At 37.3% G+C, this 26,707-nt stretch carries 24 protein-coding genes and 1 pseudogene; 7 read left to right on the top strand and 18 right to left on the bottom strand.

From position 1 onward, the window contains the following. The first annotated feature begins 65 nt into the window (after positions 1-65). Both ACXAE4_RS17695 and ACXAE4_RS17700 read left to right on the top strand, forming a co-directional pair. The gene (locus ACXAE4_RS17695) at positions 66-1,091 is read left to right on the top strand and encodes an LLM class flavin-dependent oxidoreductase (protein ID WP_098112538.1); all 1,026 of its coding nucleotides are present in this window, start codon (positions 66-68) and stop codon (positions 1,089-1,091) included. A 305-nt stretch (positions 1,092-1,396) separates the two neighbouring features. Further along, positions 1,397-2,218 carry a Cof-type HAD-IIB family hydrolase gene (locus tag ACXAE4_RS17700; RefSeq protein WP_097823607.1) on the top strand — a complete coding sequence of 274 codons (822 nt, stop codon included), beginning with the start codon at positions 1,397-1,399 and terminating at the stop codon, positions 2,216-2,218. A 48-nt stretch (positions 2,219-2,266) separates the two neighbouring features. Here the strand turns inward: ACXAE4_RS17700 and ACXAE4_RS17705 are convergent, their stop codons facing one another. Together ACXAE4_RS17705 and ACXAE4_RS17710 are read right to left on the bottom strand one after the other, a co-directional pair. Continuing rightward, on the bottom strand, positions 2,267-3,610 hold the full coding sequence (locus ACXAE4_RS17705) for a 2-hydroxycarboxylate transporter family protein (RefSeq protein WP_028413595.1): 1,344 nt from the start codon (positions 3,608-3,610) through the stop codon (positions 2,267-2,269). A 143-nt stretch (positions 3,611-3,753) separates the two neighbouring features. Continuing rightward, on the bottom strand, positions 3,754-5,463 hold the full coding sequence (locus ACXAE4_RS17710) for an NAD-dependent malic enzyme (protein ID WP_028413596.1): 1,710 nt from the start codon (positions 5,461-5,463) through the stop codon (positions 3,754-3,756). Positions 5,464-5,961: 498 nt separating this feature from the next. On the opposite strand from ACXAE4_RS17710, the gene ACXAE4_RS17715 reads away from it, so the two are divergent. Continuing rightward, positions 5,962-6,366 carry a hypothetical protein gene (locus tag ACXAE4_RS17715; RefSeq protein ID WP_028413597.1) on the top strand — a complete coding sequence of 135 codons (405 nt, stop codon included), beginning with the start codon at positions 5,962-5,964 and terminating at the stop codon, positions 6,364-6,366. A gap of 29 nt (positions 6,367-6,395) precedes the next feature. On the opposite strand, the gene ACXAE4_RS17720 is transcribed toward ACXAE4_RS17715, so the two are convergent. The 8 genes and pseudogenes from ACXAE4_RS17720 to ACXAE4_RS17755 form a co-directional block, all read right to left on the bottom strand. Next, positions 6,396-7,886, bottom strand: coding sequence for a peptide MFS transporter (locus ACXAE4_RS17720; RefSeq protein ID WP_028413598.1), 1,491 nt, complete (start codon positions 7,884-7,886; stop codon positions 6,396-6,398). A 528-nt stretch (positions 7,887-8,414) separates the two neighbouring features. After that, positions 8,415-9,779, bottom strand: coding sequence for an allantoinase (locus ACXAE4_RS17725; RefSeq protein WP_098112537.1), 1,365 nt, complete (start codon positions 9,777-9,779; stop codon positions 8,415-8,417). 376 nt (positions 9,780-10,155) lie between these two features. After that, the gene (locus tag ACXAE4_RS17730) at positions 10,156-11,583 is read right to left on the bottom strand and encodes a sensor histidine kinase (RefSeq protein ID WP_289578884.1); all 1,428 of its coding nucleotides are present in this window, start codon (positions 11,581-11,583) and stop codon (positions 10,156-10,158) included. Then, positions 11,573-12,247 (bottom strand): response regulator transcription factor, encoded by a 675-nt coding sequence (locus ACXAE4_RS17735; protein ID WP_028413601.1) that lies wholly within the window; start codon positions 12,245-12,247, stop codon positions 11,573-11,575. The genes ACXAE4_RS17730 and ACXAE4_RS17735 overlap by 11 nt, the downstream gene beginning before the upstream one ends. 178 nt (positions 12,248-12,425) lie before the next feature. After that, complete coding sequence (locus ACXAE4_RS17740; protein ID WP_014460408.1) at positions 12,426-12,584, bottom strand: hypothetical protein; 159 nt, start codon at positions 12,582-12,584, stop codon at positions 12,426-12,428. 30 nt (positions 12,585-12,614) lie between these two features. Continuing rightward, positions 12,615-13,490, bottom strand: a complete 876-nt coding sequence (locus tag ACXAE4_RS17745) for a peptidylprolyl isomerase (RefSeq protein ID WP_028413602.1) — start codon at positions 13,488-13,490, stop codon at positions 12,615-12,617. A gap of 25 nt (positions 13,491-13,515) precedes the next feature. After that, entirely contained in the window at positions 13,516-14,517 is a 1,002-nt protein-coding gene (locus ACXAE4_RS17750; protein ID WP_028413603.1) for an acyltransferase family protein, read from the bottom strand. 297 nt (positions 14,518-14,814) lie between these two features. Next, a pseudogene (locus ACXAE4_RS17755) lies at positions 14,815-16,226 on the bottom strand (amino acid permease). A gap of 363 nt (positions 16,227-16,589) precedes the next feature. Between ACXAE4_RS17755 and ACXAE4_RS17760 the strand changes: the two are divergent. Further along, positions 16,590-17,243, top strand: a complete 654-nt coding sequence (locus tag ACXAE4_RS17760) for a GntR family transcriptional regulator (protein WP_034327794.1) — start codon at positions 16,590-16,592, stop codon at positions 17,241-17,243. 179 nt (positions 17,244-17,422) lie between these two features. Here the strand turns inward: ACXAE4_RS17760 and nhaC are convergent, their stop codons facing one another. After that, complete coding sequence (gene nhaC, locus ACXAE4_RS17765) at positions 17,423-18,829, bottom strand: Na+/H+ antiporter NhaC (RefSeq protein WP_028413606.1); 1,407 nt, start codon at positions 18,827-18,829, stop codon at positions 17,423-17,425. Positions 18,830-19,152: 323 nt separating this feature from the next. Between nhaC and msrA the strand changes: the two genes are divergently transcribed. Continuing rightward, positions 19,153-20,058 (top strand): peptide-methionine (S)-S-oxide reductase MsrA, encoded by a 906-nt coding sequence (gene msrA / locus ACXAE4_RS17770; RefSeq protein ID WP_033578792.1) that lies wholly within the window; start codon positions 19,153-19,155, stop codon positions 20,056-20,058. 3 nt (positions 20,059-20,061) lie between these two features. Here msrA and ACXAE4_RS17775 read toward each other — a convergent pair whose 3' ends face one another. After that, the gene (locus ACXAE4_RS17775; protein ID WP_028413608.1) at positions 20,062-20,757 is read right to left on the bottom strand and encodes a YqjF family protein; all 696 of its coding nucleotides are present in this window, start codon (positions 20,755-20,757) and stop codon (positions 20,062-20,064) included. 19 nt (positions 20,758-20,776) lie between these two features. Beyond that, on the bottom strand, positions 20,777-21,730 hold the full coding sequence (locus ACXAE4_RS17780) for an NAD(P)/FAD-dependent oxidoreductase (protein WP_028413609.1): 954 nt from the start codon (positions 21,728-21,730) through the stop codon (positions 20,777-20,779). 199 nt (positions 21,731-21,929) lie between these two features. Here ACXAE4_RS17780 and ACXAE4_RS17785 point away from each other — a divergent pair, with 199 nt between their 5' ends. Next, positions 21,930-22,262 carry a hypothetical protein gene (locus ACXAE4_RS17785; RefSeq protein ID WP_013056747.1) on the top strand — a complete coding sequence of 111 codons (333 nt, stop codon included), beginning with the start codon at positions 21,930-21,932 and terminating at the stop codon, positions 22,260-22,262. 35 nt (positions 22,263-22,297) lie between these two features. Here the strand turns inward: ACXAE4_RS17785 and motB are convergent, their stop codons facing one another. The 3 genes from motB to ACXAE4_RS17800 all read right to left on the bottom strand — a co-directional run bounded on the left by motB (position 22,298) and on the right by ACXAE4_RS17800 (position 24,191). Further along, on the bottom strand, positions 22,298-23,131 hold the full coding sequence (gene motB, locus ACXAE4_RS17790; protein WP_028413610.1) for a flagellar motor protein MotB: 834 nt from the start codon (positions 23,129-23,131) through the stop codon (positions 22,298-22,300). Then, the gene (gene motA, locus ACXAE4_RS17795) at positions 23,124-23,918 is read right to left on the bottom strand and encodes a flagellar motor stator protein MotA (RefSeq protein ID WP_013056745.1); all 795 of its coding nucleotides are present in this window, start codon (positions 23,916-23,918) and stop codon (positions 23,124-23,126) included. Before motA ends, motB begins: the two co-directional genes overlap by 8 nt. Before the next feature lie 129 nt (positions 23,919-24,047). After that, entirely contained in the window at positions 24,048-24,191 is a 144-nt protein-coding gene (locus tag ACXAE4_RS17800; RefSeq protein WP_014460421.1) for a hypothetical protein, read from the bottom strand. 140 nt (positions 24,192-24,331) lie between these two features. Here ACXAE4_RS17800 and ACXAE4_RS17805 point away from each other — a divergent pair, with 140 nt between their 5' ends. Beyond that, complete coding sequence (locus ACXAE4_RS17805) at positions 24,332-24,610, top strand: hypothetical protein (protein ID WP_154988939.1); 279 nt, start codon at positions 24,332-24,334, stop codon at positions 24,608-24,610. Between the two features lie 13 nt (positions 24,611-24,623). On the opposite strand, the gene ACXAE4_RS17810 is transcribed toward ACXAE4_RS17805, so the two are convergent. Together ACXAE4_RS17810 and ACXAE4_RS17815 are read right to left on the bottom strand one after the other, a co-directional pair. Continuing rightward, a complete protein-coding gene (locus tag ACXAE4_RS17810) occupies positions 24,624-25,283 on the bottom strand; it encodes a serine/threonine-protein kinase (RefSeq protein ID WP_028413611.1) in 660 nt (219 codons plus the stop codon). 119 nt (positions 25,284-25,402) lie between these two features. Next, entirely contained in the window at positions 25,403-26,689 is a 1,287-nt protein-coding gene (locus tag ACXAE4_RS17815) for a cytochrome P450 (RefSeq protein ID WP_080963438.1), read from the bottom strand. Positions 26,690-26,707 lie beyond the last annotated feature (18 nt).

Genomic DNA, 26,707 nt, shown 5'->3' on the forward strand with positions numbered 1-26,707 from the left:
AGTCCTTTGCTAAAATTAATCCCAATTATTCTTACCTTTTTTATCAACTTTAAGGAGTGTTTTCAGTGAAATTAAGTATTTTAGATCAAAGCCCGCGTTATGAAGGTGAGCGTGCTGAAGATGCATTTCAGCATACCATTCAATTAGCTCAGCTAGCAGAAGAACTTGGCTACCACCGTTTTTGGGTAGCGGAGCATCATGACTCTGAACATGTTGTAGGATCATCACCCGAAGTGTTAATTTCTCACCTGCTCGCCAAAACACATCATATCCGTATCGGCTCAGGCGGTGTTATGCTTCAACACTACAGCCCTTATAAAGTAGCAGAAAATTTTAACGTTTTAGCCTCATTATCTCCAAATCGCATCGATCTTGGAATCGGCAGAGCACCAGGAGGACTACCTCATTCTACTCAAGCCTTGCAACAAAACTCTCAGCCCACTAAGTCCTTAACAGACAAACTGATAGAACTTAAACAATACCTAAACGATACGCTGCCGGAAGATCACCCTCTTTACGGTTTAAAAGCCTATCCAAGGCCCCAAAAAGCAGCAGATATGTTTTTACTGGGAGCAAGTGCTTCAAGCGCAGAGCTAGCGGCATCTCTAAATCTTCCTTATGTATTTGCTCAATTCATTAATGGTGATCAAAAAGTGCTAGAAGAAGCGATTTCCGTCTATAATCAGCACGTTTCATCCCATGCACGCTCGCTTTTCGTTGCCCTTTCCGTCATCGTAGCGGATACCGTAGAAGAAGCAAAAGCATTAGCATCCAGCACAAAAATATTTAAAGTATACTTACAAAATGGGAAATCCGCTACAATAGGCTCCAAAGAAAAAGCGGAAGAATTTGGTCAGCAGTCTAAAGAAAGCTATCGAATTGAAGAAAAAGAAGCAAACGTCATATACGGTACAAAAGAAACCGTTCGTCAAAAGCTCCAAGCTTTGAAACAGGCATTTTCTATTGATGAATTTATTATTCTTACTGCTCTTCAAGATTTTGAACAAAAAAAGCGGTCTTATACGCTCTTAAAAGAAGCTTTCAGTGAAGGAGATGCTCAGAAAACGAATCAAACTCTAGCAGCTTACTAATCAAGAGGCTGAAATAAAAGAATTTTAGTCGAAGTAAAATACGAAGTAATAATCAAAATGATTGATTATTACTTCGTATTTTTTCGTTGTCATGGTAAACGTAGCTTTCATGTGTTTAATTGCTTTTAGCTATTGATTGGGCTGTTTTAGCTATGTCTCAAGTTCTTTGTTTCATCTACTTACGAGGCGTTCAAACAAAGTATACGCATGCTTCTTTTTTTCAAAAAATCATTAAATTGAATCAAACGTTTTTTTATAGTACCATATGAAGATATGAGTCTAGTAGAAGAAGGGAATTTAAAATTATGCCTTACAAAATGATTGTTTTAGATTTGGATGATACACTATTATGCGATGATCACACTATTTCTCCGCCCACAAAAGAAGCATTAATGAAGGCGCAAGAATCGGGAGTAAAAGTTGTACTTGCTTCTGGCCGACCAACTTACGGAATGGTTCACATCGCCAAAGAACTGGAGTTAGAAAAGTACGGAAGCTTTATTTTATCGTTTAACGGGGCGAAAATTATTAATTGCTTAACAAATGAAGAGCTATTTAGCAGCACATTATCTCCGAGAACCGTTGCACGTCTCGACGATATTAGCCGCGAAGAAGGAGTTTTAATTCATACGTACGTTGGAGATGAAATTATAACAGAAGTAGAAAATAAATTTACGGATATTGAAAGTGACATTACAGGTCTGCCGATCCGTGTTGTTTCATCTTTTACTGATGCCGTTACAGAACCTGTTGTAAAAGTACTCATGCTTGCAGAACCGGAAATGCTGGTTCACGTTGAAAAGAAACTTCAAAAGCAGCTTCAAGGAGAGCTAAGCGTAATGCGCTCTAAACCATACTTCCTTGAATTCACAGAAGAAGGTGTCACAAAAGGGACAAGCTTACATTTATTAATTCAGCAGCTTGGCATTACACGCGATGAAGTGATTGCTATTGGCGACAGTTATAATGACCTTGCCATGATTGAATTTGCTGGACTTGGCGTAGCAATGGGAAATGCTCCTGAAGATATTAAAGAAAAAGCCAACCACGTAACAGATACAAACATGAACGACGGTGTGGCAAAAGTTGTGGAAGAATTCATCTTAAAACCTGTTAGTGTTTCATAAGACAAAAAAAGCAGCTCGTACGAACCGAGCTGCTTTTTTGTTTTGATTTTATACTCCTAAAAGTTTCATAAGAAGCGTAGCTAAAATAACAGTGGAAGCGCCTCCAAGTCTTGTTGCTACTTGAGCAAATGGCATAAGTGACATACGGTTGGAAGCTGATAAAATCGCTACGTCTCCCGTACCTCCTAAACCGCTGTGACAGCCGGTTACAATTGCTGCATCCACCGGATGCATTTTCATCATTTTACCTACAAAATAACCGGTTGCTACCATAGCCATAACAACTGCTGCACATACGACTACATAACCTGGTGTCACAATTTTCACTACATCTTCAAGAGGAATATACAAAATTCCTAGGCCTACCATTAACGGCCATGTCAAGCTCGTAGAAATGAATTTGTACATATGGTAAGCACCTTGCTCCATCTTAGCAGGCATTACTTGTAAACATTTGACTAGCGTTGCCGCTACAATCATTAAAACTGGACCTGGAATTCCTAAAAACTTATGTGCTAAGCCTCCAAAAATAAAGAAACTACATGCAATTAAAAGACCTGCACCCATTAACGAAAAATCTACTGGTTTCTTGATATTTGTATCTTCTGAGATGCCATCTCCGCCTTTTGTCTTCACAAGAACTCCATTACCTGTTAATTCTGGCTTTTTCTCTCCTAGACGTTTCATTAAGCCAGCACATACGATAGCAACGATGTTTCCAATAACAGCAGCTGGAATCATTTGCGACACAAAAGATTCTGCTGAACTACCTAAAATTTGAGAATAAGCAAGTGAAAGCGGTAAAATACCTTCACCAATTCCTCCTCCAATGATTGGTACAACAATATAGAAAAATGTATGTTTTGCTCCGTAACCAAATAACATCCCAACGGCTACGCCTGCAGCTACAGCGGCTAGCGTACCTAACACAAGCGGTACGAACATACGTGTAAAGCCTTGAATTAAAACTTTACGGTTCATGCCCAGAATACTTCCGGCTACTAAACAAGAAATATAAAGGTATAAAAAGTTTGATGTTTTCATCAAAGTTGTTACCGCTTCCATAGACGCGGGATTTAAAACATTATAAAAAACTAATACGGAAGGTACAAGCAGTGATAAAATAGCTGGTCCGCCAATATCTTTTAAAATCGGAATTTTTAATCCTAAATCACCAAGCAGCATTCCCATTACCATAATAATCGCAAATCCGCCAATCATATCTGGAGGAAGTTCGTTGTAAACGGCCGCGCCATATACAATTAATGCAAGTAAAACGTATAGCGGTAGAGGAATAACTCCTACTTTAATATTGTTGATTCGGTTCCAAAAACCCTTATTTTCAGGCTGTGAATCTTGAGTAAACGTTTCCAATTTACGTGCTGTATTCATCTCATAACCCCCTGTGGTTCTAATATAGAGAATCATACACAAGTTTAAAAAAACTATATACGTTATGTAACTTAAGAATTCTTTTTGTAACTAAAAAAAGCACAGCTTCTTTTTTCAGAAGCTGTGCTTTTTCTATCTAAAAATTAAGCATTTACCGTTTCTAAAGCTTTAATTTCTTTGTATGTTGGTTCCCACATTGCTGCTTTTACTGCCGCTTTTACATCTGTTGGAACTTCTTTTGCAACGCCATCTTTAATTGCTGCGTTAGCAACCGCTAAAGCAACGTTATATGATACTTCACGTAATTCTTCTACGCGTGGTAGTAATGAAGCTCCTAGTTTGCTGCTGTCTACCATTTGAGCTACAGCGTGTGCACATGCTGCGAACATGCTGTCTGTAATAACTTCTGCTTTTACCACGATTGATCCAAGACCAAGACCAGGGAAAACAAAAGCATTATTAGATTGACCAATTTCATATTCCACACCATCGTAGTTAACTGGTTCAAACGGACTTCCAGTCGCTACAAGTGCTTTTCCTTCTGTCCAATTTAATAGGTTTTCAGGAGTAGCTTCCGCAAGCGGAGTTGGATTTGACATTGGTAAAATAGCTGGGCGTTCTACATGCTTCGCCATTTCTTTTACGATTTCTTCTGAGAATGCGCCTGCTACACCAGACGTACCAATTAAGATTGTTGGCTTAACTTGTCTGACAACTTCTAAAAGAGAAATTTTGTCTTCTTCACGGTTCCAGTCCTTCACTTCTTCTGCTTTTCGTGCATAAGGCGTTTGGAAACCTAATAAGTCGTCCATGTCATCTGTTAAAAGGCCTCGGAAATCGACTGCCCAGAAGTTTTTGTATGCTTCATCTTCTGTGATCCCGTCTAATACCATTGCATCACGTACTTGATCTGCAATACCGATACCTGCTGTACCTGGTCCAAAGATTAAAACACGGTGGTCACGAAGTGGCATTTTAGACACTTGAACTGCTGAGAAAATAGCGGCAAGCGTTACGGCACCTGTGCCTTGAATATCATCATTAAACGTTAGAATTTCTTTTCCGTACTTGTTAATAATATTACGAGCATTTACATTACCGAAATCTTCCCAGTGTAACAGTGCATTAGGGAATATTTCAAGAGATTTTGAAATAAATTGATCTACGAAATGATCATAGCGCTCACCGCGGATACGTTCATGGCGGTTTCCGATATATAAAGGATCATTTAATAATTTTTCATTGTTTGTTCCTACATCAAGAACAACTGGAAGTACTCTGCTTGGATCGATTCCTGCTGCAGCTGTGTACACGGCTAATTTACCGATAGCAATATTAATACCACCAACGCCCCAGTCACCAATTCCTAAAATACTTTCTGAATCTGTAATAACCATTAAATCAATGTCTTCACTATTTGCATCGATATTTTTAAGAGCTTCTTCAATGCCTTCTACATTATCGATTGACAAGTATACGCCACCCGGACGGCGATATTCGTGGCTGTATTCTTGGATTGCTTGTCCAACTGTTGGTGTATAAACAACCGGAAGCATTTCTTTTAAGTGATCTTGCAATAAACGATAAAATAATACAGCATTACGGTTCTGTAAATCGTTTAAATACACATTCTTACCAAGGTTATCTGCCTGAGCTAAAAATTGCTCATATGCACGTTTTGCCTGCTCATCTAAACTTAAAGTCATTGGAGGAAGTAAACCTTCTAATCCCAACGTTTTACGCTCTTCTTTTGTAAAAGCTACTCCTTTGTTTAACATTGGAGCTCCTAAAATTTCTTTCCCACGTAAAGTCGTTTCAATTGTTTCATTATCTGTAAAAAATACGTTGCGCATACGACTATCTTCCTTTCTGTAGACTTGTATGACAAGCATACAAGTTGGTTAGATTTAAGTAATTGATACCTTATATGGATATTACTCATATTATTCAAATGTCCGTTAACTTTTTATGAATAGCTTGCTAATTCATTTGACAATAGTATATTTTATGCCTATCTATTTCTGCTGTCAACTATTTTAGTAGAGCAATTTTTTAGTTATAAAGAGGTAGAAATTTCTGAATTTAATATTTTTTATCAATTTTCTTTTTATATAGGTACTAAGAACCCTCTTTATTCTATTCATCTCTTTTGGAAAGTCAAAATAATCCTTTAATATGGAAAAAATGTTTAATTATAAAAAATTTATTTTGAAATAATTTTAGTTTGCCTATAAAAGAATATTTTTTATTTTTTTGTCTATGCTGATTAGTGAATTACTATGAATATTTTTTCCTTTCTATCTATACATATAAACTACATAGTTCTTTTTTATAATAATGGAGGTTATTATATGTTAAAACCAGATACAGCTATTATTTTTGGATTTCTTATCGAAGAAGCGGCCAGTCGATTAGACGATCAAGAGATTAAAGAAATTGCGGCTAAAGAGCTAGAGAATGGAGAATTGGTGTTTGAAGAAGCCAGTTATTTTTATAAACGCTTTTTTATCCCTGCTTCCTCTGAATTAAGACAAGCTCTTCGCCGAGAGGTCTTATCGCTTCATTTAACATTAAATCAAATTAAAAATGCTTATGGCAACGGATCCATGTCTAAGATTGCTCATATGCATCAAATTATTGCAGAAACTGAAAAATCAACAAACGAACTTAACAGACTTTTAAATCTTGCGTTCTATGAGGGTGAGGACGATCAGACATACGCCTCCTTCATGAATATTTTTTCAAATAAATCATAAAAAAAAACCGCCCTTAAGGACGGTTTTTTTTATTGAACACCTTTCATTAAACGCTGAATTTTTGGCGAAATCATTAGTACAATTACACCTAAAATGACCGACACTCCGCCCAATGCAGCAAAATAAACAACTTGCGAAATGTTTTCATAGTATTGAACAAGCTGAGCATTGATTGCCTGCGCCGCTGCGCTTGTTAAGAACCATAAACTCATTGTCTGAGCAGAAAACGCTGCAGGTGCTAGTTTTGTTGTAGTTGATAGCCCTACTGGTGATAAACAAAGCTCTCCAACTACAACTAAGAAGAAGCTTAATACTAGCCATAGCGGGCTCGCTAACGTTTCGTTTCCATGAATACTAGCCGGGATAACCATGACAAGGAAAGAAAGCCCTGCAAATAAAAGTCCTAATGAAAACTTCTTTGGTGTAGAAGGCTGTCTGTTTCCTAATTTCACCCAAATTGCTGCAAAAACTGGGGCAAATATAATAATAAATAACGGATTTAACGATTGGAACCAGCCAACTGGAATTTTAAAGCCGCCATACGTTAGCTGTGTATGATCTTTTGCATACGTTGCTAAAATTGTTGACCCCTGCTCTTGAATTGCCCAGAACATTACTCCAGAAATAAAAAGAGGGATATAAGCTAATACGCGTGAACGCTCATCAGCTGTTGTCTTGGGACTCTTATACATAACCACAAAGTAAATAATTGGAATAACAATCGCTAAAATACTTACAAATAAAATAACGCCTTCAACTGTTAAAATACCTGCTAAAGAAGTCAGTACAATAAAGATAGCAAGTACAACTACAGCAAGTGCAATAGTACCAAAAACTTTTTTGCGCTCTTCTGGTTTTAAAGGGTTTGGAACTTGTCTACCTGCACGCCCTAGGTTTTTACCTCGTGTAGCCATAAATACGATTAGGCCTAAAAGCATTCCTACTGCCGCGATTCCAAAACCTAAGTGGTAGTTATACTTTTCACCTACTGTTGAAACAACTAGCGGCGCGATAAATGCTCCAGCATTTACACCCATATAGAAGATACTAAATCCAGCATCTCGACGGTTATCAGTCGGGCTATACATATCGCCCACAACGCTTGAAACGTTTGGTTTTAATAAACCTGTTCCAATGATAATCAAGAACATTGAAATAAACAGCGCCGTTACACCTGCTGGCAATGCAAGCACTAGATGTCCGAGCATAATAAATATACCGCCGTAAAACACCGTATTAGACGTACCTAAAATGCGGTCTGCAATCCAACCGCCAATAATTCCAGACATATAAACAAGAGAACCATAAATAGAAAAGATCGCTAAAGCGGTTCCTTGTTCCATTCCTAATCCACCGTTTGCAATTGTATCGTACATGTACAATACAAGTAGCGCACGCATTCCATAGTATGAAAAACGCTCCCAGAATTCTGTAAAGAACAAGGTAAATAAACCTTTAGGATGTCCGAAGAATCCTTTTTGAGGAACTGTTTCATACACTTTTTCTCTCTCTACTGACATATTCCTTAACCTCTCTTTCAACCGTAAACCACCATAGACAAAACTGTCAAAAAATTATGATGATATAAAAAAATAGAAACAAGAAAATTTTATTCTTATAAAATGATTCTGTCAATATCAGAATTTTACAATGAGTGCATAATATACGGTTTTTCATTATAAAATTGCACCTATAAAAAGCTTTAAATCAAGATTTCCTTTCTTAAAATATCTTTTTGAAAATTTTTTTATACAAAACCCTTGATTACAAAGCATCTGATTATCTACTTTTCATACAACCAGATAATATTTTTCTTTTTGGGAAATTTTTCTTTATATTTAAAAAGAAGCTTTATTCTTTTTAAATTATGCTTCCCTCAATCAAAAATATACTTTTTTAAAATAATAAAACCTTCTTTAAAAATGTCTCTTTTGTTATAGTAGATACTCTTTTTTCACCTATGTAATACTTTTAATATAAGTCATCCTCATTTTTTTATGTAAAAAAAGAGATAAAAGGTTTATTTTTCATCTCTTTTTTCACTGTGCCTACAATTTTACGTATTCACCATTTACCATTTGTCCTTTGTGAAGAGGAAACACACCTTCTTCTTTAGTGTATACAATCGTTCCTCTATTAATGGTAGTTAAAATAACGCTATTAAATACCGTTCCTTCATATATACTGTGCTTATGTTTGAAAACCATTCCTTCTTTTGTCACTTTTTCAGTTTGATTAAGATCAACGATAACCAAATCCGCATCGGCTCCTAGCAAAATGCTTCCTTTTTTGGGATATAAGCCGAATCGTTTAGCTGGATTGGTTGATACAAGCTTTGAAATGTGAGAAAGAGAAATCCCTCTAGTGATCGCTCCTTCACTAATCATTGCTTGCAAAGAGTACTGACCGCCTGATATTCCACCCCAAACTTTAAATAAATCATTCTGATGAGCTGTTTTTAACTCAATCGGGCAAGGAGAATGATCCGAAGAAATCATATCTACTTCTTCTGATTGAATACATGCCCATAATTTTTCTTTTTGACTCCTGCTGCGAAGAGGAGGTGCACACTTAGCCGTTACGCCAATTTCTTCAAAGTCTTCCTCTGTAAAAAGTAAATAATGCGGACAAGTTTCCAGCGTAACGTTCATTCCATTCTTCTTTGCTTCCGTAATAAGCTGCACTGCTTCATAGCTGCTAATGTGTACAAAGTGAAGCGGACATCCCGTTTCTTCACCGTACTCAAGCGCTTGCTTTACTGCGTTTACTTCTGCTACAACCGGTCGCGTTTCTAAATAATCTTTAATAGCCGTTTGCTTTTGCTTCTGTTTAGCCTGTTCAAGCTTTTGTATTAAGTCATTTCTTTCAGCATGCAGGGCAAGCACTTTATTTAGTTTTGCAATCTCTTTCATTCCTTCGTATAATGTGAGGTCATCTGAGAAATCAAATTCAGAACCTGCTTCTGACATAAATGCTTTAAAACCTATTACACCCGAATGAGCCATTTTGGCTAATTCTTCTTTATTACCAGGAACCAACCCTCCCCATAGACCGTAATCTACTACTGACTTTTGATCAGCCAGCTTTTTCTTTTCCCACAGCGCTGCTTCTGTTACGGTAGGAGGAACGCCGTTTAAAGGCATATCAAAATATGTAGTGCAGCCTCCTGCGGCCATAGATGCTGAACCGTAGTCAAACCCTTCCCAATGGTCTCGGCTCGGTTCATCAAAATGCACATGAATATCAATCATTCCAGGCAGAACATATTTGCCTTTAGCATCTACGTATTTTTTTGCTGGTATGCTAACACCTTGCGCTATTTCTGCAATCTTTCCTTTTTTAACACCTATGTCCGCTTTTACTATTTCGTCTTCTAATACGACCGAACCATCCCGAATAATTAAATCGTACATATTATCAAACTCCCCTTTACTTACTTCATCTTTTTGTTAAACGAAGTAGTCTGCTATTGTTCTATCATGCACTGTTTCCTTTAAAAAGTCTTTATCATTGTAAAGAACCCTGACACACAGACTGATTATTACGCCAGTTAATATAACTGAATTATCCGATTTTTTTATTCGCCATTTTGTCTAAACTTTTCTTTTTCATTTGGTCACTTTCACTAACTGAAAAGAGATGGAGACATAACTAAATCAACGGACGAACAAATTGGATAAATGAAACCTACCTCCACTCTAACCATAAAAAAATCCGAACGAGTTTGATTCTCCATCAAGAATCAAACTCGTTCGGATCTTCCTTCAACTAATTTTGTCACAGTCTCTTTTAACTCTTTTTTACTTTTTGTGACATTGGCAACCTTACTGTAAATGTACTTCCTTTTTCTTGTTCACTTTCTACATCAATTTTGCCTTTATGTGTTTCTACGATCCATTTAGCGATTGCTAGGCCTAGCCCGTGACCTCCCATTTGACGGGATCGGGATTTATCAGCACGATAAAAGCGGTCGAAGATTCGATCCTTTTCGTCGGGATGAATTCCAACCCCTGTATCACGTACTTTTAATGTACATTCACTCCCGTGCTGAACCACTTGAATGTTTACACTTCCATGAGGAGTCGTATATTTAATCGCATTGTCTAACAAAATGTAAATCAGCTGAGTGAGACGCTCTTGATCTCCAGTTACGACTAATTTTTCAGGCGTATCCAGCTGCAAATCAATATGTTTAGAAATCGCTAGAGTTTCAACCGATTCCATTACCTTTTGTACCGCATCTGTAATATCAAATGGCATCATTGCTTTTTCTACTTTATTAGAGTCTGAGCGTGCAAGCGTAAGTAAATCACTGACGAGACTCGTCATCCGCTTCACTTCAGCTTTCATATTATTAATTAATTTTTTAGAGAAGGGATCTTCTGTTACTTCCTCCTGCATTTCTAAAGCGTTGATAGAAGAAAGCATAACGCTAAGCGGTGTCCTTAGCTCATGGGATGCATCCGCCACAAATTCTTTTTGCTTTTGGAAAGCTGTTTCAATTGGGACCATGGCACGTTTTGACATTAAGCGGCTGATATAAATGGCTACTCCTACAAACAGTACCGTAAGGCTCAGCATAATAATGAGGAGCCACTTTAACAGCTGATAAAGAAACGAAACGTCTTTTCCAATATAAAGCATCCCTAAAAATTGGCCTTTATAAAAAATAGGTTCCCCCGCCATCATTAAATCAATATCTATTTTGCCTTCCCCGTTTTGCCCTTTTACTCCTTCGATGTGCTCAAAACTAGGACGCGGGGCTTTTATTCGTTCTTTTCGCACTTCGTTTTCAATAGGGATCCATCCATCAATTAAATCTAACAAGTTAGAGCGAAGACGCTCACTCGCTTCGTTGCCCATAATAAGGTCCCCTTCAGGACTGATGACATAATAAAAAAACTGGTCTTCACCGGCTACGACAATGTTTTTATACTGTTCTTTCGACTGTTGATTCGAACTGTTTACCGCTTGTTTAATTAAGATGCTTTGGACAATTCGAGACTCTTGTTTTAACATGCTATTTAAGTTTTGCTGCTGACTATTGGATACAACCACATACACCAATGCATAAACAATAAATACGAATAAAAGCAGAAACAGCATTAGCAATGCGCTGTATCGGAATGTTAAACGATTTTGCGTCTGGCTGAATAAATCTTGCTTTACTTTTTGTTTTACTTTCTGTTTAGCCCTCGTAAGAAGTTTAGCTTTCAATTTTGTAGCCTACTCCGCGAATGCTTTGAATAAGATCTTGTTTGTTAAATTTCTCTAGTTTTTTTCGCAAAAGTTTAACCGTCGCATCAATCGTTTTAATCGAAACATCTGATTCATATCCCCATACCCTGTCTAAAATAATATCCCGGGAAAGAACTTGTCCTTTGTTTTTTACTAAAAAATCTAGCAGTTGAAATTCACGAGGACTTAATTGAATAAACTCCTCGTCAAACTGCACGGTTTGACTTGCTCTTTTTAATATCATGCTGGCAATCTCTACTTCTTCTTCTAAAATTGGTGCATAATTACGACGAGCCAAAGCGCGAAGCCTTGCAAGCAGCTCGTCAATTTCAAATGGCTTAATAACGTAATCATCCGCTCCCGCATCTAAGCCTTGTATACGATCTTGAACCGCATCTTTTGCTGTTAACATAAGAATGGCCCCGGCGTATCCTTCTTTTCTTAGACGTTTACATACATCGATTCCGTCTCCATTGGGCATCATCCAGTCAAGAATTAACACATCATAATGTGCTTCAGATGCATAGTCATATGCATCATTCCCTTCCGTCACCCATTCGACGTTATAGCCTCCTTTTTTCTTCAGCATATAACTAACTAATTCACCTAGCTGCAAATCATCTTCTGCTAGCAGTACGTTCATTCTGCGTAACTCCTTCCTTCGTTTGATACATTTCCCTGCATCCTTTTGTTTACTTTATTATACAAAAAGAAGCAGCAGAAACAAGCTGCCTCTACTGATCTCTTTTCATTTTAATTTTCCCTACCTGTATTAAGAACGAGAGCAAACTGCTGTTCAGCCGTTCGCGTCTTTTGTACTTTTATGAATGCCTAACGATTTGATTTGAATATGAAGGATTTGATCCATTAACAGTTTCTGTGACCTTTACAACACGCCGGCATATTTCAGCTCGTACACCTCTGTGCTTCAATTGTTCGACGATTTTTTCTAATTTGCTATAAGACGCTGTTTGTTTCATATCCATCCCCTCATTTCGTTAAGGTATTATTTATGAATCAAGTTTGTTTGTGATATCATACTTTTTCTTTAGCTTTTGTAACCATGTTGGATACTCTGTTTGGTATTTTTGATCAAGCAGCGTTTGCTTGATTTTTGCTTTGCTGTTTTCATATGTTGCTTTTTGCGCTTCTTTTTTGCCTGTTACTTTAATAATATGGTAACCGTATTCTGTTTTAACAGGATCACTTACTTCATTTACCTTCATTGAAAATGCTTTGTTGGCAAAAGCTTCGACCATATCGCCTTTTTTGAAGTATCCAAGGTTTCCGCCATCTGATTTAGAAGCTGTATCCGTTGAATATTCTTTTGCTAGCTTTGCAAAATCTTCTCCTTTATCAAGCTTTGCCTTTACTTCTTTTGCTGTTTTTTCGTCTGCTACTAAGATATGACTAGCTTTTACCTGTGCTTCTGTAGCTAGTGAATCTTTATTTTGATTAAAGTACGATTTTATTTCACTATCTTTAATATTAATAGTCGACTCGACCATTTTTTTTGCTTCAATATTCGTCTTTAAATCTTTTTTCAGCTCTGACAATTTTACACCGCTAGATGCTAATGCTTGATTTAGTGCATCTTCTCCACCGTACTGACTTTTAAGGTTTTCTAATTCAGCATTAATTTCTTTATCGGTTACTTTAATATTTTGTTTAGCTGCTTCTTTTGAAATGACTTTTTGTTCGATTAGTGAATCAAGGACGCTTGATCCTCCTTGAGCAAGAAGAGCATCATACAGCTGATCTTTTGTGATTTTTTCATCACCAACGGTAGCAACTACCTTTGATTTATTCATTGCTACGGCACCAATAGCTACTGCAGCAATAATGACAACGGCTGCGATAATCATAATTATTTTGTTTTTAGACATCATTAAACTCCTTTTCCATTTCTCATTACTTACCTAAACTTAAACTTTTGCGCGTTGGTAACGGTTTAAGCTCAATTAAAGGCCTTGCAATCGTAGATACGTATTTACTCGACAACAGCCACGCCACTCCACAAGCTCCAATCAAAAGAATGCTGTATCCTTGTACACTTTCTATCCAGTCTCCAAAAGAAGATAAGCGAATATATTTAATCAGAAATCCATGTAGCAAATACACATAAAAGGTTTGAGCACCTCGAGATGTAAAAGACATCGTCTGTGTAGGGGTCAAAGCTAAAAAGGAAACCGTCATTGCTAAGCTGATGCTATAAAATAGTGTACGAATGATCATTCCCTCTACTTGATTTACACCTAAGGAGGCATAAGATTTTGAACCAAATAGCCACTCCTTCTCAAAATCCGGTGCTACGTACTGGATCCACAGAGCAATAATGAGCAATGTGCCTCCAGCTATTTTCTTACAAGAAACAGACGTCAACTTTTTAAAATGTTCTTTTTTCATATAAAACCCTGCTAAGAAGAAGGGGAAGAATACAAATGTTCTAGAAAGACTTAACGTTGTTTCTAGCGGTTCACATAAGCCAATCATAATTCCTAAAACTGCCGCGACAGCTAAAGGATATTTGATCTTTGTAAAAATGAACAGCATCGCATTCCAACAAAATAAACTTAGTAAAAACCACAGTGACCAAGCTGGCTGAAATACTGAAACTTCAAATGACGATTCATCATACAGTTTATAATCATATACCGCATAGATAAGTTGAAAGATAATATAAGGAAGTAATACTTTCTTCGCCATCTTCCACATATATCCTTTCTTTCGGTATCCTTTTGCAAAATATCCGCTTATTAAAATAAACGCTGGCATATGAAAAGTATAAATAAATATGTAGAGTGTTCGTAACCACTGTTCATCATTAATGAAGGGAGTTAACAAATGGCCAAACACTACCAGTACAATTAAGATAAATTTCACGTTATCAAAATACGCATCCCGCTTAGCCATTTGACTTCCTCCTTTCTTTTACGTTCTATGGATTTGTACGACGTGCTGCTGCGAATATCTTTTCTTTACATCCCTTACTATACATAGTGAAAATGAAAAAACAGTGAAAACTTTTCTTTTTTCTATTTTTAAATAAGGCGCCGCTAAATAAGTTTGACAAATGGCGCCTCTTTCTCTACTATATAGATACGCACCCTATCCAATTCAATTTCGCTTGTTGCGGGACACTTAACCAGTACGGATGGATAGGGTGTTTTTGTATGCAAAAAAAAGCAGAAGACCTAGGTCTTCTGCTTTTTATTTTGCTATAGGCTGACTGTCACCTTTTCCGTTTTCTTTTTTACTTTTTAAATAATAAAACAGATAACAAAAAAGGACAAATGGGATACCGCAGTATAATGCGATACGCTGACTCTTATCAAAAGCAAGTCCTACACAAGCAGCAAAGCATAAAACGAATGCTAAGATAGGAACGAGAGGATATAAAGGAGCTTTGTAAACAAGCTTTGATACATCATTTCCTTCTTTAATATAGCGTCTTCTGAACATAAAATGAGAAGCTGCAATAGCCATCCATACAGCTACCACCGCAAATCCAGAAATAGAAACTAATACTAAGTAAACAGTAGTTGGTGCAACCACGCTTGACAGCAAGGACAGACAAGCCACTCCCATGCTGATAAGCAACGAATTAAATGGAACTCCTTTAGACGTTACTTTCCCTAACCAGCTGCTAACCATTTTTTGATCGGATAATGACCAGAGCATTCTCGAGCATGCATATAAGCCTGCATTAGCGTTTGATAGTAAAGCTGTTAAAATAACCAAGTTCATAATATCTGCTGCATAAGGAATACCTATTTGATCAAACACCGTCACAAAAGGACTTTCTAACACTCCTGCTTGTTTCCATGAGATCAACCCAGATAGTACAAACATGGCGCCGATAAAGAAGAAGAATGTACGCCAAATGATATTTTTAATGGCTCGAGGTATGTTCTTTTCTGGATTTCGGTTTCTCCCGCCGTAATACCAATTAATTCTGTTCCTGAAAAAGCAAAACTTACGGAAACCATCGTAATTAATACAGGCATAAGTCCATTTGGAAATAAACCGCCCTCTCCTGTAAAATGAGAAAGCATCGGCGCTTTTTCATGACCGCTAAGGGGAATGAATCCAAACATCGCTGCTGCGCCTAAAATAATAAATACAATAATCGTTAATACTTTAATACTTGAAAACCAAAATTCTGTTTCGCCGAAAAAACGTACAGATGTTGCATTTAAACCAAATAATAAAAGAGCAAACAGCGCGCTCCATATCCAAACCGAAACGTCAGGAAACCATCTTTGCATAAGCAGCCCAGACGCTGTAAACTCCGAACCGACAGATACTACCCAAGTCAGCCAGTAGAGCCAGCCCACCGCAAAACCAGTTCCCGGCCCTATAAACTTTGTAGCGTATACTTGAAATGATCCTGACACAGGCATTGCTACGCTTAGCTCCCCTAGACATATCATGACTAAATACATAATTAATCCACCGATTAAATAAGCAAGGAGCGTTCCCCCAGGACCTGCTGCATTAATTGTATAGCCAGAATTAAGAAACAACCCCGTACCGATAACACCGCCAAGGGAAATCATAAATAAATGACGGCTTTTCATTTTTCTTTGTAACTGATTCATAGATGTTGTATTCTCACCCATTATGTACCTCCTTTTTTATAGTAAACCCATCCAAAAACTTGGTTTTTTTACATATTCTCTATAGTCTCTTCTCTTCAGGAATAGGCTCTATTTCTTCGATATGTACGAATTTTGTATATTGTATACAATATACACTTCTTAAATCTTTTTACGATTATATCATTTTTCAGATTTTTTACAACAATGAATAGTAAAAAATATTTCAATAATTCTATTTTTTATATTCTAACTAAGATTAAATGAAGTGATATGATATGATTATTTTTACACCCGTACGTTCTTTCATGCTATTTTTATACTCTTTCGTCACCATGACATGAAGAGAAGGAACGGCTGATGCGATATTTATTTTAGGGGGAAACAATGAACAAGGGGCCTATGATTTATCATTCATTAAAGGATCATGTATATAACTACATAGCAAGTCAAATTCAAGACGGTACACTGCTGCCTAACGACAAAATAAATGAAGCCAGTATTTGTTCTCAGCTGAATGTCAGCCGAACGCCTGTAAGAGAAGCGCTTATTAAATTAGCTTCAGACAACCTATTAGAATACAGACCGCGCAGAGGGTTTACTGTAAAGGAAATTGATACACACAAAAAACTAGAAGTATTTGAAATCGTCGGTGCTTTAGATGGTCTGGCAGCTGCCTTGTCGATTGATCACTTAACTGAAGAAGATTTTACGAAGATGGATGAGCTTATTAAAAAAATCGATGTTTCGATTGAATCAGAAAATTATCAGGATTATCAAAAATATCAAACGTATTTTCATCGAGTATATTTGAACCGATGCGATAATGTGACCTTAAAAGAACAGCTTATGTCTTTACAAGACGGATTCATCAGACAAACGTACTTTAGCGATGACACCAAAGAGCTATACGCCATTTTACGCGTAATGAATGAACATCACCGCCATATTCTAAAACTTCTGCAGCAGAAAAAAAAGGCCGATGTTCAGCTTTACCTTCAAAATGTTCACTGGAAAATCGAATACCCAGAAATGATTTGATCAAAAAGAACTCGAGACATGACTAAATCAATTCGATCAACAGCTAGAAGAAACGAAATACATGAAACCTACGTTTATCATACCAATGAAAAAATCCGAACGAAGTTGATTCTTCATTAAGAATCTCAATTCATCGTTCGGATTTTTCTTCAACTAAAACTCTTTTGTCCCAGCCTCTTTTATTTTGCTATAGCAGAACGCTGTTTTTCTTCTTTTACGTACCAAATGAATTTCCCTGTATATCCGTAAACAATCGCCAAAATAATAGAGACAAAACTGAGCCACATAAACGGCAGATAAGCGAATGTAGAGATCCCAAGCGTTGTAGCTAGAAATACACCGTTATCCGTCCACGGAACCATTCCAGAAGTTAAGGTTCCCCCTACTTCTGAGTTACGGGCAAGCACTAGACGCTGTATTCTTAACTTATCGTAACTTTTCTCCATAATTTTCGGTGTTAAAATTAATGAAACATACATCGCACAACCAAATATATTTCCTAATAATCCAACGAAAATAGTAGAAGCCGTAACGTTTCCTGAATTGACAAGAATTTTTTCAAATTTAGATAGCAGGACTTCTAAGACGCCGAGCTCATCTAATAACCCGCCAAATCCTAGTCCAAAAATAATGACAATAATAGAACCGACCATGCTTAAAATTCCGCCACGATTTAATAGCTCACTTAAAAATGTGTTGTCGGTATTAATTTTAAATCCTTCATAAGCCGTATTAAATGCGCTCGCCACATCCATATGTTGAAAGACAACTGCCCATATAATTCCTAATAATGAACCAACCGCAATTGCTGGAAGAGAAGGTTTCTTTAATGCTAAAAGGACAATGACAGCCAAAGCCGGAATCAGCATCCACCCGCTGATGTGAAATGTATCCAACAGCGAAGATTTTAATTCTTCTACCCGTCCAGCATCAAAATCTTTTCCCCCATACATAAACCCTGTTACCGTAAATAATACTGCCGTAATGAGATAAGCAGGAATATCCAATACTAACATTGCTTTTACGTGATCGATAACGTTCACTCGGGCCATTGACGCAGATAAAATGGTACTATCAGAAAGAGGAGAAAGCTTGTCTCCAAAATAAGCTCCTGAAATCACGGCTCCAGCTACTAAAGGAAGCGGCATACCTAAGCCTTGTCCGATTCCCATCATCGCGATTCCGGCTGTACCAACCGTTCCCCAAGATGTTCCTGTTGAAATCGAGGTAATAGAGCAAATGATAAGTGTAGCAAGTAAAAAGAATGTTGGATTAATAAACTCTAATCCAAAATAAATAAGAGAAGGAACAACTCCTCCGGCAATCCATGTTCCAATTAACGTACCGACGGCTAATAAAATTAAAATAGCTTCTAAGCCGTTTGATATTCCTCTTGTAATGGCCCCTTGCAGCTGATTATACGTATACCCAAGTCGTACTCCTAGCGCCATAACAATAAACCATGAAATAAATAAAGCGAGCTGAATAGGTAAATCAAAAACAGTTGCAAACGAAATAACAACAGCTAAAAATAAAGCAAGCACAATCATTATTTCCCACATAGATGGTAAACGGGTTGTGTTCAAACTAGCTCCTCCTAAACTGGTATGTAGATTCTGGAATGTGGTATCGTTTAAGAGCAAAACGTCCTTATTTTTTAATTGTTCCTCTTACTGCTCCAACGTATGTATTTCTATGAGTACTTAAACAATAAACTGCATCTTTTTAAGAACATAAAATAAGGATACTCGCGTAAACAATAAGCCATCTTTCTTTTATCCAGTGGTCATAATACCATAAGAGTGTGCTTTCTTACAAGACTCGTTATAAAGCGCTTTCTGTTTGTTTATACATTTTAATATATAAATATATTTTCATTTATTTTATTCAACGAAAAGAGGAAAGTAACATGAAAGAATATGCAACGTTTGCAGGAGGATGCTTTTGGTGCATGGTCGCTCCTTTTGATCAGCTTACAGGAATCATTAGTATCCGCTCGGGCTACGCTAGAGATGAACAAATCGCTTCTGAAGCTAAACAGGAAAGCGAGTACGTAGAGGCCGTGCAAATTGTATGGGATCCTTCTCAAATTACGTTTGAAGAGCTGCTTAACCTGTATTGGCAGCAAATTGACCCTACGGATTCCGCCGGACAGTTTTCAGACCGCGGACCATCGTATCGAGCCATTATTTTTTATCATAACGAAAAGCAAAAAGAAGTGGCTCTCGATTCTAAAAGAAAGCTCGCCCAAAGCGGACGTTTTAAGAACCCTATCGTCACACCTATTTTACCTTTTTCTTCTTTTTACGAAGCAGAAGAACAGCAGCAGGATTATTATCGAAAAAATGCATTTCACTATAAATTATACAAAGAAGGCTCGGGGCGAACTGATTTTCTGACGCAGCATTGGCCCAAGGACCGCTCTTACCTTAAAAAGTTCCTAACGCCTATGCAATATTTTGTTACGCAGGAAAACGGAACCGAACCCCCTTTTACAAATTTATATTGGAATAACAAAAAAAAAGGAATTTACGTTGACCTTCTAACTGGAGAAGCACTGTTCAAAACGTCAGATCAGCTTCCTTCTCATACAGGCTGGCCCATTTTTAAGCGTCCTATCTTATACGGAAACATAAAAAAAGTGCCGGCTCAGCATTCAACAGCGCTAAAAAGCAAAGAAGGAGATAACTATCTTGGTTTACTTTTAACAGAAGAAAACAGCGAATACTATCAAGTAAATTCTGCGGCTCTTCGCTTTATTCCAAAAGAGAAGCTTAAAGAAGAAGGCTATGAAGATTTTTTAATTTTATTTTGATGCCTATACTTTCTTAAACGGGTAAAAATAAGCAGTTACTTTCTTTGCGTAGTGTACAGTTAAATTATGATAGTCCGCCGGACGCAAAAAAGGCTGAGTGATAGAATCATCTCTTATTTCACACTCTCCTTTTTGCAGCTCCCAAGGATCATGATAAAGGTCTCCTCTGTAGACATTTCCTTGGTGAGTGGTAAATAAGCAATAGCGCTCTGTAAGCCAATGAGCTAATTCTCCTTTTCTACTGCGATAGGACGGAGAAGTACCTCTATATGTAAGCTTTACTCGCTCTTTTTTTGAGTCTCTGTGCGTTCGAACTGACTGAAAAGAAATATAGTTCTGAGTTTTGTTGAATGTCATAGCAGCGTGGTAATAAGGCAAGTGAAAAAACTGACGAGCAATCCATACTCCTAGTGGATTGCTTGCGTCTAAACTAAAAAAATAAACGCCTTTTTCCCCTTTATATGTAACATAGGTACGCACATTTAGCTCATATAGCCGTGAAAAGATGGGCACGGCGGGCGTTCCTTTGAATCGAATGTCTGTCATCGTAAAAGGCACAAGCGCAATCCACGCTTGACCATTATAGGTGTCAGGCTCTAACTGACTCGGCAATAAAGAAGCCAAAAATGCCGGATCTACAGGCCAATGAATAAACAGTAAATCTTTCCACGTTTGTTTCATTATCCAATTATTTTTCACTTCTTGGTCCCTCCTTTTTCTAGATGTTCTTTTCCATTAATTCAGCGGCTGCCGATTTGCCTGACAAATATGCGCTCTCTAACCGTGAGTGATTCGTCTCGTCTTCCCTTCTTAAAAAAGCATCTCCTGCCACCAGTAGCGACGGCATAATTTTAGCAAAGGGCTGATGAAGAACTTGTTCAACCTCTGCATAGCGCCATTTCTTTATCTGGATGCTTTTAATATGATTTGCACCTATCCATTCTTTTATTTCATTTTTTATCATCGGCAGCAACTCACGTTCATGTTCATCAAAATGTTTTTCTGACCAGTCTTTATTCATATATATGCTAAGAACGGGCGTCTTTGATATTCCTTTTTGCTCATGATTAACAATTCTTTGGATTGTGCTAGATGGATTTGTGATTTGACCATGATCACTATACAGCATCTCTGTGTAAAGCTCCACGATAGCAACCAAGCAGGGACTAAATTTAAGTGTTTTAAGAATAGATTGGTCCGCTTGCAGCTTACTATTATTAAATACCTCAATAACCTGAGGAGACGGAGGTGTAAGAATGATATCAGTCGCTTCAAAAATCTCATTTTCTTCTGTATACAGCTGGTACCTTCCGTTTTGAAAGTCAATGGTTTGAACTTTTCGATTCAAGTATACGCGTAGATCTTTTGCTAAATATTTAGCTAATGCATTCATGCCATTTATACTTTGATAACGAGGGTGATGCTCACCAAACCACTTCTTAACCTTTCTATCAGCTATCCATTTATTTACGGCTTGCTGAAATTCATCGGATCTCACTGTAAAAAATTGAGCTCCGTGATCTGCTTTTCCATCCCCTACTCTTCGTGTAGCCATTCGTCCCCCTACACTTTTGCCCTTATCAAGAAGAAAGACCTCTATTCCTGCTTTTTGTAATTCAGCCGCAGCTGTAAGGCCGGTCATTCCTGCACCTACTATTCCTACTCGTTTCATTTTTTCCTCCTTATTTAACTCATTTACTTACAGTATAAAAAAAGCGGAATAATTGAGCTAATTTAAACTGTCTTTTTCATTTACCTTCGCTCCTGCTTGTCTCAAAAAAATAGTCTACGATTCTTTTCATCTTAATATACTTGTTGTATACAAATATATCTTTACCTGCTAGCACGTCTATAGATAGGAGGACCGTCACATGATGCTCTATGATATTAAGCACAAAGTATATTACGAAGTATTTAATACAGCTCGCCCTAAAATGAAGGACGCTCACCAAGGACGAAGCTGGGGATATGTTTATAAAAATCTCAATGGACAACCTACAAAGTTCTGGATTGACTTTACACACGGTCGTTTTATGTACTTTCAAGTTGAAGACAAGTGGTATCGCGTGCAATATTTGCAGTCCAATGATAAGAAAAAAACAGCGGATGTCTTTAAAGGCGCTCTCATTGATTTGATTTTAGATGGAATGGATCTCAAACTAGTACGAGGAAACTTTGAGAAGAGAAGACTCTTAGCTTTATAACACATAGAAAAACAGCCGTAAAAGCAGTCCTGCTTTTACGGCTGTTTAATTGTACGAGGAGTAATCAATATTTCAACCCTTCTATTTTTCGCTTGCCCCTCTGCTGTATTGTTAGATGTCACGGGTTTGAACTCTCCAAACCCTTTTGCACTGAACATGCTTGGATTAAGCTTATCGTTTTTTAAGATAGCTTTCATAAAGTTAACGGCTCTCATCACGCTTAACTCCCAGTTGGATTCAAAACCAGCGTTCCGAATAGGTACGTTATCGGTGTGACCGCTAATAATAATATTACGAGGAGGATCAATCACCAAAAGCTCTGAAATATCATTTGCGATTTTTGTATCTTCACTCCGAACTTGTGCTCTTCCCGAATCAAACAATACATTGTCTCGAATGGAAATTAAGAGACCTTCATCTGTTAGCGAAGTCTGCAATTGATTTGTTAAGTTTTTCTTTTGAATATACGCATTAATTTTAGATTGAATTTGCTGAAGCTCTTCTTGATCAGCTTCTCGAATGGTTTGCTCCTTTTGTTCGCTCGTTAACGATTGTGAAGAAGCAGGAGACTGATTGGGAGCTGTCTCTACTTCATTTGTTTTTTCCGTACTTTTAGCTGCAGGAGTATTTGAAGGCTGAACCGCTTCTTCAGATTCCTGCAGAGATTGAAATTCCATCACGCCCGTTCCTCCAACGAACGCTTCATTAAATGCGCGGGAAAGGTTTTTAAATTTTTGCGCATCCACTGAGCTCATTGCAAACAATACAATGAATAAAGCAAGTAAAAGTGTAAGCAAATCTGAGTAAGGAAGCAGCCAGCTTTCGTCAACATGGTCCTCTTCATGCTTTCGTTTTCTGCGTCTACTCATTTATGCCCACTTCGCTTTCTTGAAGAAGCTTTTTACGTTCCGCTGTTGGCAAATAGGAAGCCAGCTTTTGCTCAATTACTTTCGGTGTTTCTCCTTCTAGAAGTGAAAGCACTCCTTCGATCATCATATACTTTACCTTTACTTCATGTTTCGATTTACGCTTCAGTTTATTTGCAAACGGATGCCATAGTACATACCCAGTAAAAATACCAAGAAGCGTAGCAACAAACGCCGCGCTGATCGCATGTCCTAGCGTATCCGTATCTTCCATGTTCCCAAGCGCAGCAATTAACCCTATAACAGCTCCAAGTACACCCAGAGTTGGAGCATATGTACCTGCTAAAGCGAAAATACTTGCACCCGTTTGATGTCTCTCTTCCATAGCATCAATTTCTTCAGACAACACGTCTCGTATATAATCCGCACTTTGACCATCAATAGCTAAATTCAAACCATTTTTTAAGAAAGGGTCATCTACATCAATAATTTGGGCTTCAAGTGATAGTAACCCTTCTTTTCGAACAACTTGTCCCCATTCTGAAAACATGGATACTAAATCAACGGGCTGCAGCATTTTTTGTTCTTTAAACAGGACACCAAACAGTTTTGGGACTCTTTTGATTTCATTTGAAGGAAATGCAATCACTACTGCTCCGACGGTTCCGACAATAATAATTAAAATAGCAGCCGGATTTCCTAACACAGATGGATTAACCCCTTTGAAAAACATGCCTACAATAAGAGAGGCTATTCCTAAAATCAGTCCAATAAAAGATGTTTTATCCATATGTAATTCTCCTATCCTTAACTTCCTGTTCTTTCTTTTTGTGTATTTTATCCTCATCTTTTATTTCGACTATTTCATAGAATTTTTAAGCTTTTTATGAATCATATTTACAATTACATCTTTTCTCTATTATAAAAACACTTTTTTCAACTTTTCATACAGAATATCTGAAGGTCCAGCTATAATCGCTACAATTTGATTTTCCACATAAATAGCAGCCGTCATCTTATTATCAATATCAGCTAAAATTGCAAACCCGACGTTAATATTCAACTTTACTCACCTCTGTAACGTTGTTGTTTATTCAACATATAAAAAGAACAGTCTTACCATTTATTTTTCCGTGTTTTATTGACATTTGTAAATTTTATATTAAGATTATGTAAATGAGTTGACAAAATGGAGGTGATATTATGCTACTAGAAAAATACTGTAAAGACACTGATTTAATGATTATCCAGTTTACAATCGAACTAACAAAAGATATTCACGCTAAAATCTCCGCACGTACTTTATTTTATGAAGAACAGGTGATACGTTATGCTGAAAAAAGAATACGTTCTTTCTTACATTCTCTTTCCCTTAAACATACGCTGAAATTTGTCTATCAATCTGAAATACTACAAACCATTCTATTCAAATTAAAACCAACTTTTGAACAGCAGCACGTACTGCGCTGTATTTCATCTTAAAAAGGAGTTCCCTTTAGCGGAAACTCCTTTTTGATTTGATTCTACGATATAGACGATATGCTTTTCTGATAACGTTTAAAAGCGGATACGGCAAGCGGATATGGTATTTATCAATAAACGGATAAAAGGTGTAATAAGCTTTTACAAGGTCTGTCCATTTTTTATCAATACCCTCCTTATAAAAGTCAGAAATATCCACCACATATCCTCTTCCATCTTTCATCATGACATTTTTGCCATGCACATCATACGGGTTTAACCCCTGGCTTCTTGCATAGTCCAAAGCTTTGTTCACATCTTTTATGACTTGTTCTGGAATCTTTATTCCCCGCTGTACAGCATCATACAAAGTAACACCTGTAAGTCTTTTTAAAATCAAGTACGTCTTTCCCTCATGAAAAAGTTGAGAATAAGCTGGGTGAACGCCCAGCTTTCTATACACTTGCGCTTCTTTTTTTACACCATAAACGTCTCTTCCGTATACTTTTACGACAAATTCAGGATAATTCTCGTGCGTAAACACACCGGCATAGTTTCCTTTACCAATAAGTACCCACTCTTTTGTTTTGTTCGTAACTTCAACTGGATCATAGTCACTTTCACTTTGAATCTTAACTTGCGTTAGTAATGATGTTTCAACTAGCGACACTAACTGTTTAATTGTTTTATCCATAGTCCCCTCTAAAAATCCTTCAGTAATCTCTATCAAATATTATCCTATGATAAATCTCAATGCAGGATGTGTCAATAAATTGACAGCCTGATATAAAGAGGGAAAGGATTCCCGTTCATTCAAGACTGCGTGTGAACTTTGTGAACATTCACATCCAGTTCTTCTTTCATATTCAGCATAACGCCCGCCATCGGAGCAATAGGCTCGGGCTTAGTCAGTTGAAATAAAAAGCGCTTTGTCATTTCTGACAGAAAAATAGTTACTATTTCAGTGATATAGTCCATGCCTCTTTCCGCTTGATGCTCAATCCCAAGCGGCATATACATATAGCTTGGGACATCAATGGATCCTCCTTTTTCAAAACGGTCAGGTAAAAATTCACTTGGCTCTAAAAAATAATCTTCATGGCGATGCATCATATAAGGGCTAATTAACATAATCTCCCCTTTTTTAATGCTGTAACCATCTATTTGTATATCTTCACGTGCTTGACGCCCAAATAGCCAAAGAGGCGGATACAGCCTCATGCTTTCAGCAATTATTTTGCGCATATAGGTCAAATTTTTGGTTGAAAGTGATTCACCGCTAGCATAGGCTTGAATTTCTTTATGCAGCTGAAGGTGCTCCCTAATATTTTGAGACAGTAAATGAATAGACCAGCTGCATACGTGCGTAATCATTTCATACATCGAAAGGAATATAGAATTTAGCTGTTCGTATATTTCTCTTTCATCGATGTCTTCCCCGTGAGAATTTAATACACACTGCAGTAAGTCATTTCCTTCGGTTTTGTTTTGAACACGCATTTGAACGCGTTCAAAAAGGAGTTGTTCTAGCTGCTCATCTGAGTCAGGCTGGTGCAAGGGTAGACGAATATAAATTTTGCCTAACTTTTCTTTTTTTCTCATAAGCGCTTGAACATAGTGAATTTTGTCTTTATCCTCAATCGAAATGCCAAATACAAGTTGAAGGAGTACAGCTACGACTATCTGTCTTATGTCTTTTACTATCGTTCGAAGCTGCCCTTCTTCCCACGTTTCCGTATGCTTTTCAATTATTTTTGCGATTGCTTCCTTATTATAAGTTAGATGTTGTTTAAGTTGTGAGGGTTGAATGGGGCTCATGTATAATGCTTCATCTGTCCATAACATTTCTTCACCCAGCAGCGTTTTAAACATATGCGTTAGTTTAATTTTTTGAAACGCCTTGCTGTTTGTAATGACTACATCTTTAATAAGTTGAGGGTCTCTCGTTACATAAAAGCGTTTGTGCGCAACTCTAAATGTTGCAATTTCTCCATACTGAGTCAAGTTTTCCAAAAAACCCAATGGGTTCTCTCTAAACTTTTGCAGGTGACCGGTAAGCTTATACGACGAGGGGCCCTGTATAACCGGCAATGTTATCACTCCTTTTCTAAAAATGCG

Source organism: Priestia sp. ABM2_011, assembly GCF_056158845.1.

What these genes read in the sequence shown, in the direction of transcription:
- ACXAE4_RS17740 (WP_014460408.1), bottom strand. Translation starts at nt 12,584, where the DNA reads ATGAAACAAACAGCGTCTTATAGCAAATTAGAAAAAATCGTCGAACAA.
- motB (WP_028413610.1), bottom strand. Translation starts at nt 23,131, where the DNA reads ATGAGTAGACGCAGAAAACGAAAGCATGAAGAGGACCATGTTGACGAA.
- ACXAE4_RS17735 (WP_028413601.1), bottom strand. Translation starts at nt 12,247, where the DNA reads ATGAACGTACTGCTAGCAGAAGATGATTTGCAGCTAGGTGAATTAGTT.
- msrA (WP_033578792.1), top strand. Translation starts at nt 19,153, where the DNA reads ATGAAAGAATATGCAACGTTTGCAGGAGGATGCTTTTGGTGCATGGTC.
- ACXAE4_RS17785 (WP_013056747.1), top strand. Translation starts at nt 21,930, where the DNA reads ATGATGCTCTATGATATTAAGCACAAAGTATATTACGAAGTATTTAAT.
- motA (WP_013056745.1), bottom strand. Translation starts at nt 23,918, where the DNA reads ATGGATAAAACATCTTTTATTGGACTGATTTTAGGAATAGCCTCTCTT.
- ACXAE4_RS17780 (WP_028413609.1), bottom strand. Translation starts at nt 21,730, where the DNA reads ATGAAACGAGTAGGAATAGTAGGTGCAGGAATGACCGGCCTTACAGCT.
- ACXAE4_RS17715 (WP_028413597.1), top strand. Translation starts at nt 5,962, where the DNA reads ATGTTAAAACCAGATACAGCTATTATTTTTGGATTTCTTATCGAAGAA.
- ACXAE4_RS17745 (WP_028413602.1), bottom strand. Translation starts at nt 13,490, where the DNA reads ATGTCTAAAAACAAAATAATTATGATTATCGCAGCCGTTGTCATTATT.
- ACXAE4_RS17810 (WP_028413611.1), bottom strand. Translation starts at nt 25,283, where the DNA reads ATGGATAAAACAATTAAACAGTTAGTGTCGCTAGTTGAAACATCATTA.
- ACXAE4_RS17805 (WP_154988939.1), top strand. Translation starts at nt 24,332, where the DNA reads ATGCTACTAGAAAAATACTGTAAAGACACTGATTTAATGATTATCCAG.
- ACXAE4_RS17700 (WP_097823607.1), top strand. Translation starts at nt 1,397, where the DNA reads ATGCCTTACAAAATGATTGTTTTAGATTTGGATGATACACTATTATGC.
- ACXAE4_RS17705 (WP_028413595.1), bottom strand. Translation starts at nt 3,610, where the DNA reads ATGAATACAGCACGTAAATTGGAAACGTTTACTCAAGATTCACAGCCT.
- ACXAE4_RS17760 (WP_034327794.1), top strand. Translation starts at nt 16,590, where the DNA reads ATGAACAAGGGGCCTATGATTTATCATTCATTAAAGGATCATGTATAT.
- ACXAE4_RS17750 (WP_028413603.1), bottom strand. Translation starts at nt 14,517, where the DNA reads ATGGCTAAGCGGGATGCGTATTTTGATAACGTGAAATTTATCTTAATT.
- ACXAE4_RS17710 (WP_028413596.1), bottom strand. Translation starts at nt 5,463, where the DNA reads ATGCGCAACGTATTTTTTACAGATAATGAAACAATTGAAACGACTTTA.
- ACXAE4_RS17725 (WP_098112537.1), bottom strand. Translation starts at nt 9,779, where the DNA reads ATGTACGATTTAATTATTCGGGATGGTTCGGTCGTATTAGAAGACGAA.
- ACXAE4_RS17720 (WP_028413598.1), bottom strand. Translation starts at nt 7,886, where the DNA reads ATGTCAGTAGAGAGAGAAAAAGTGTATGAAACAGTTCCTCAAAAAGGA.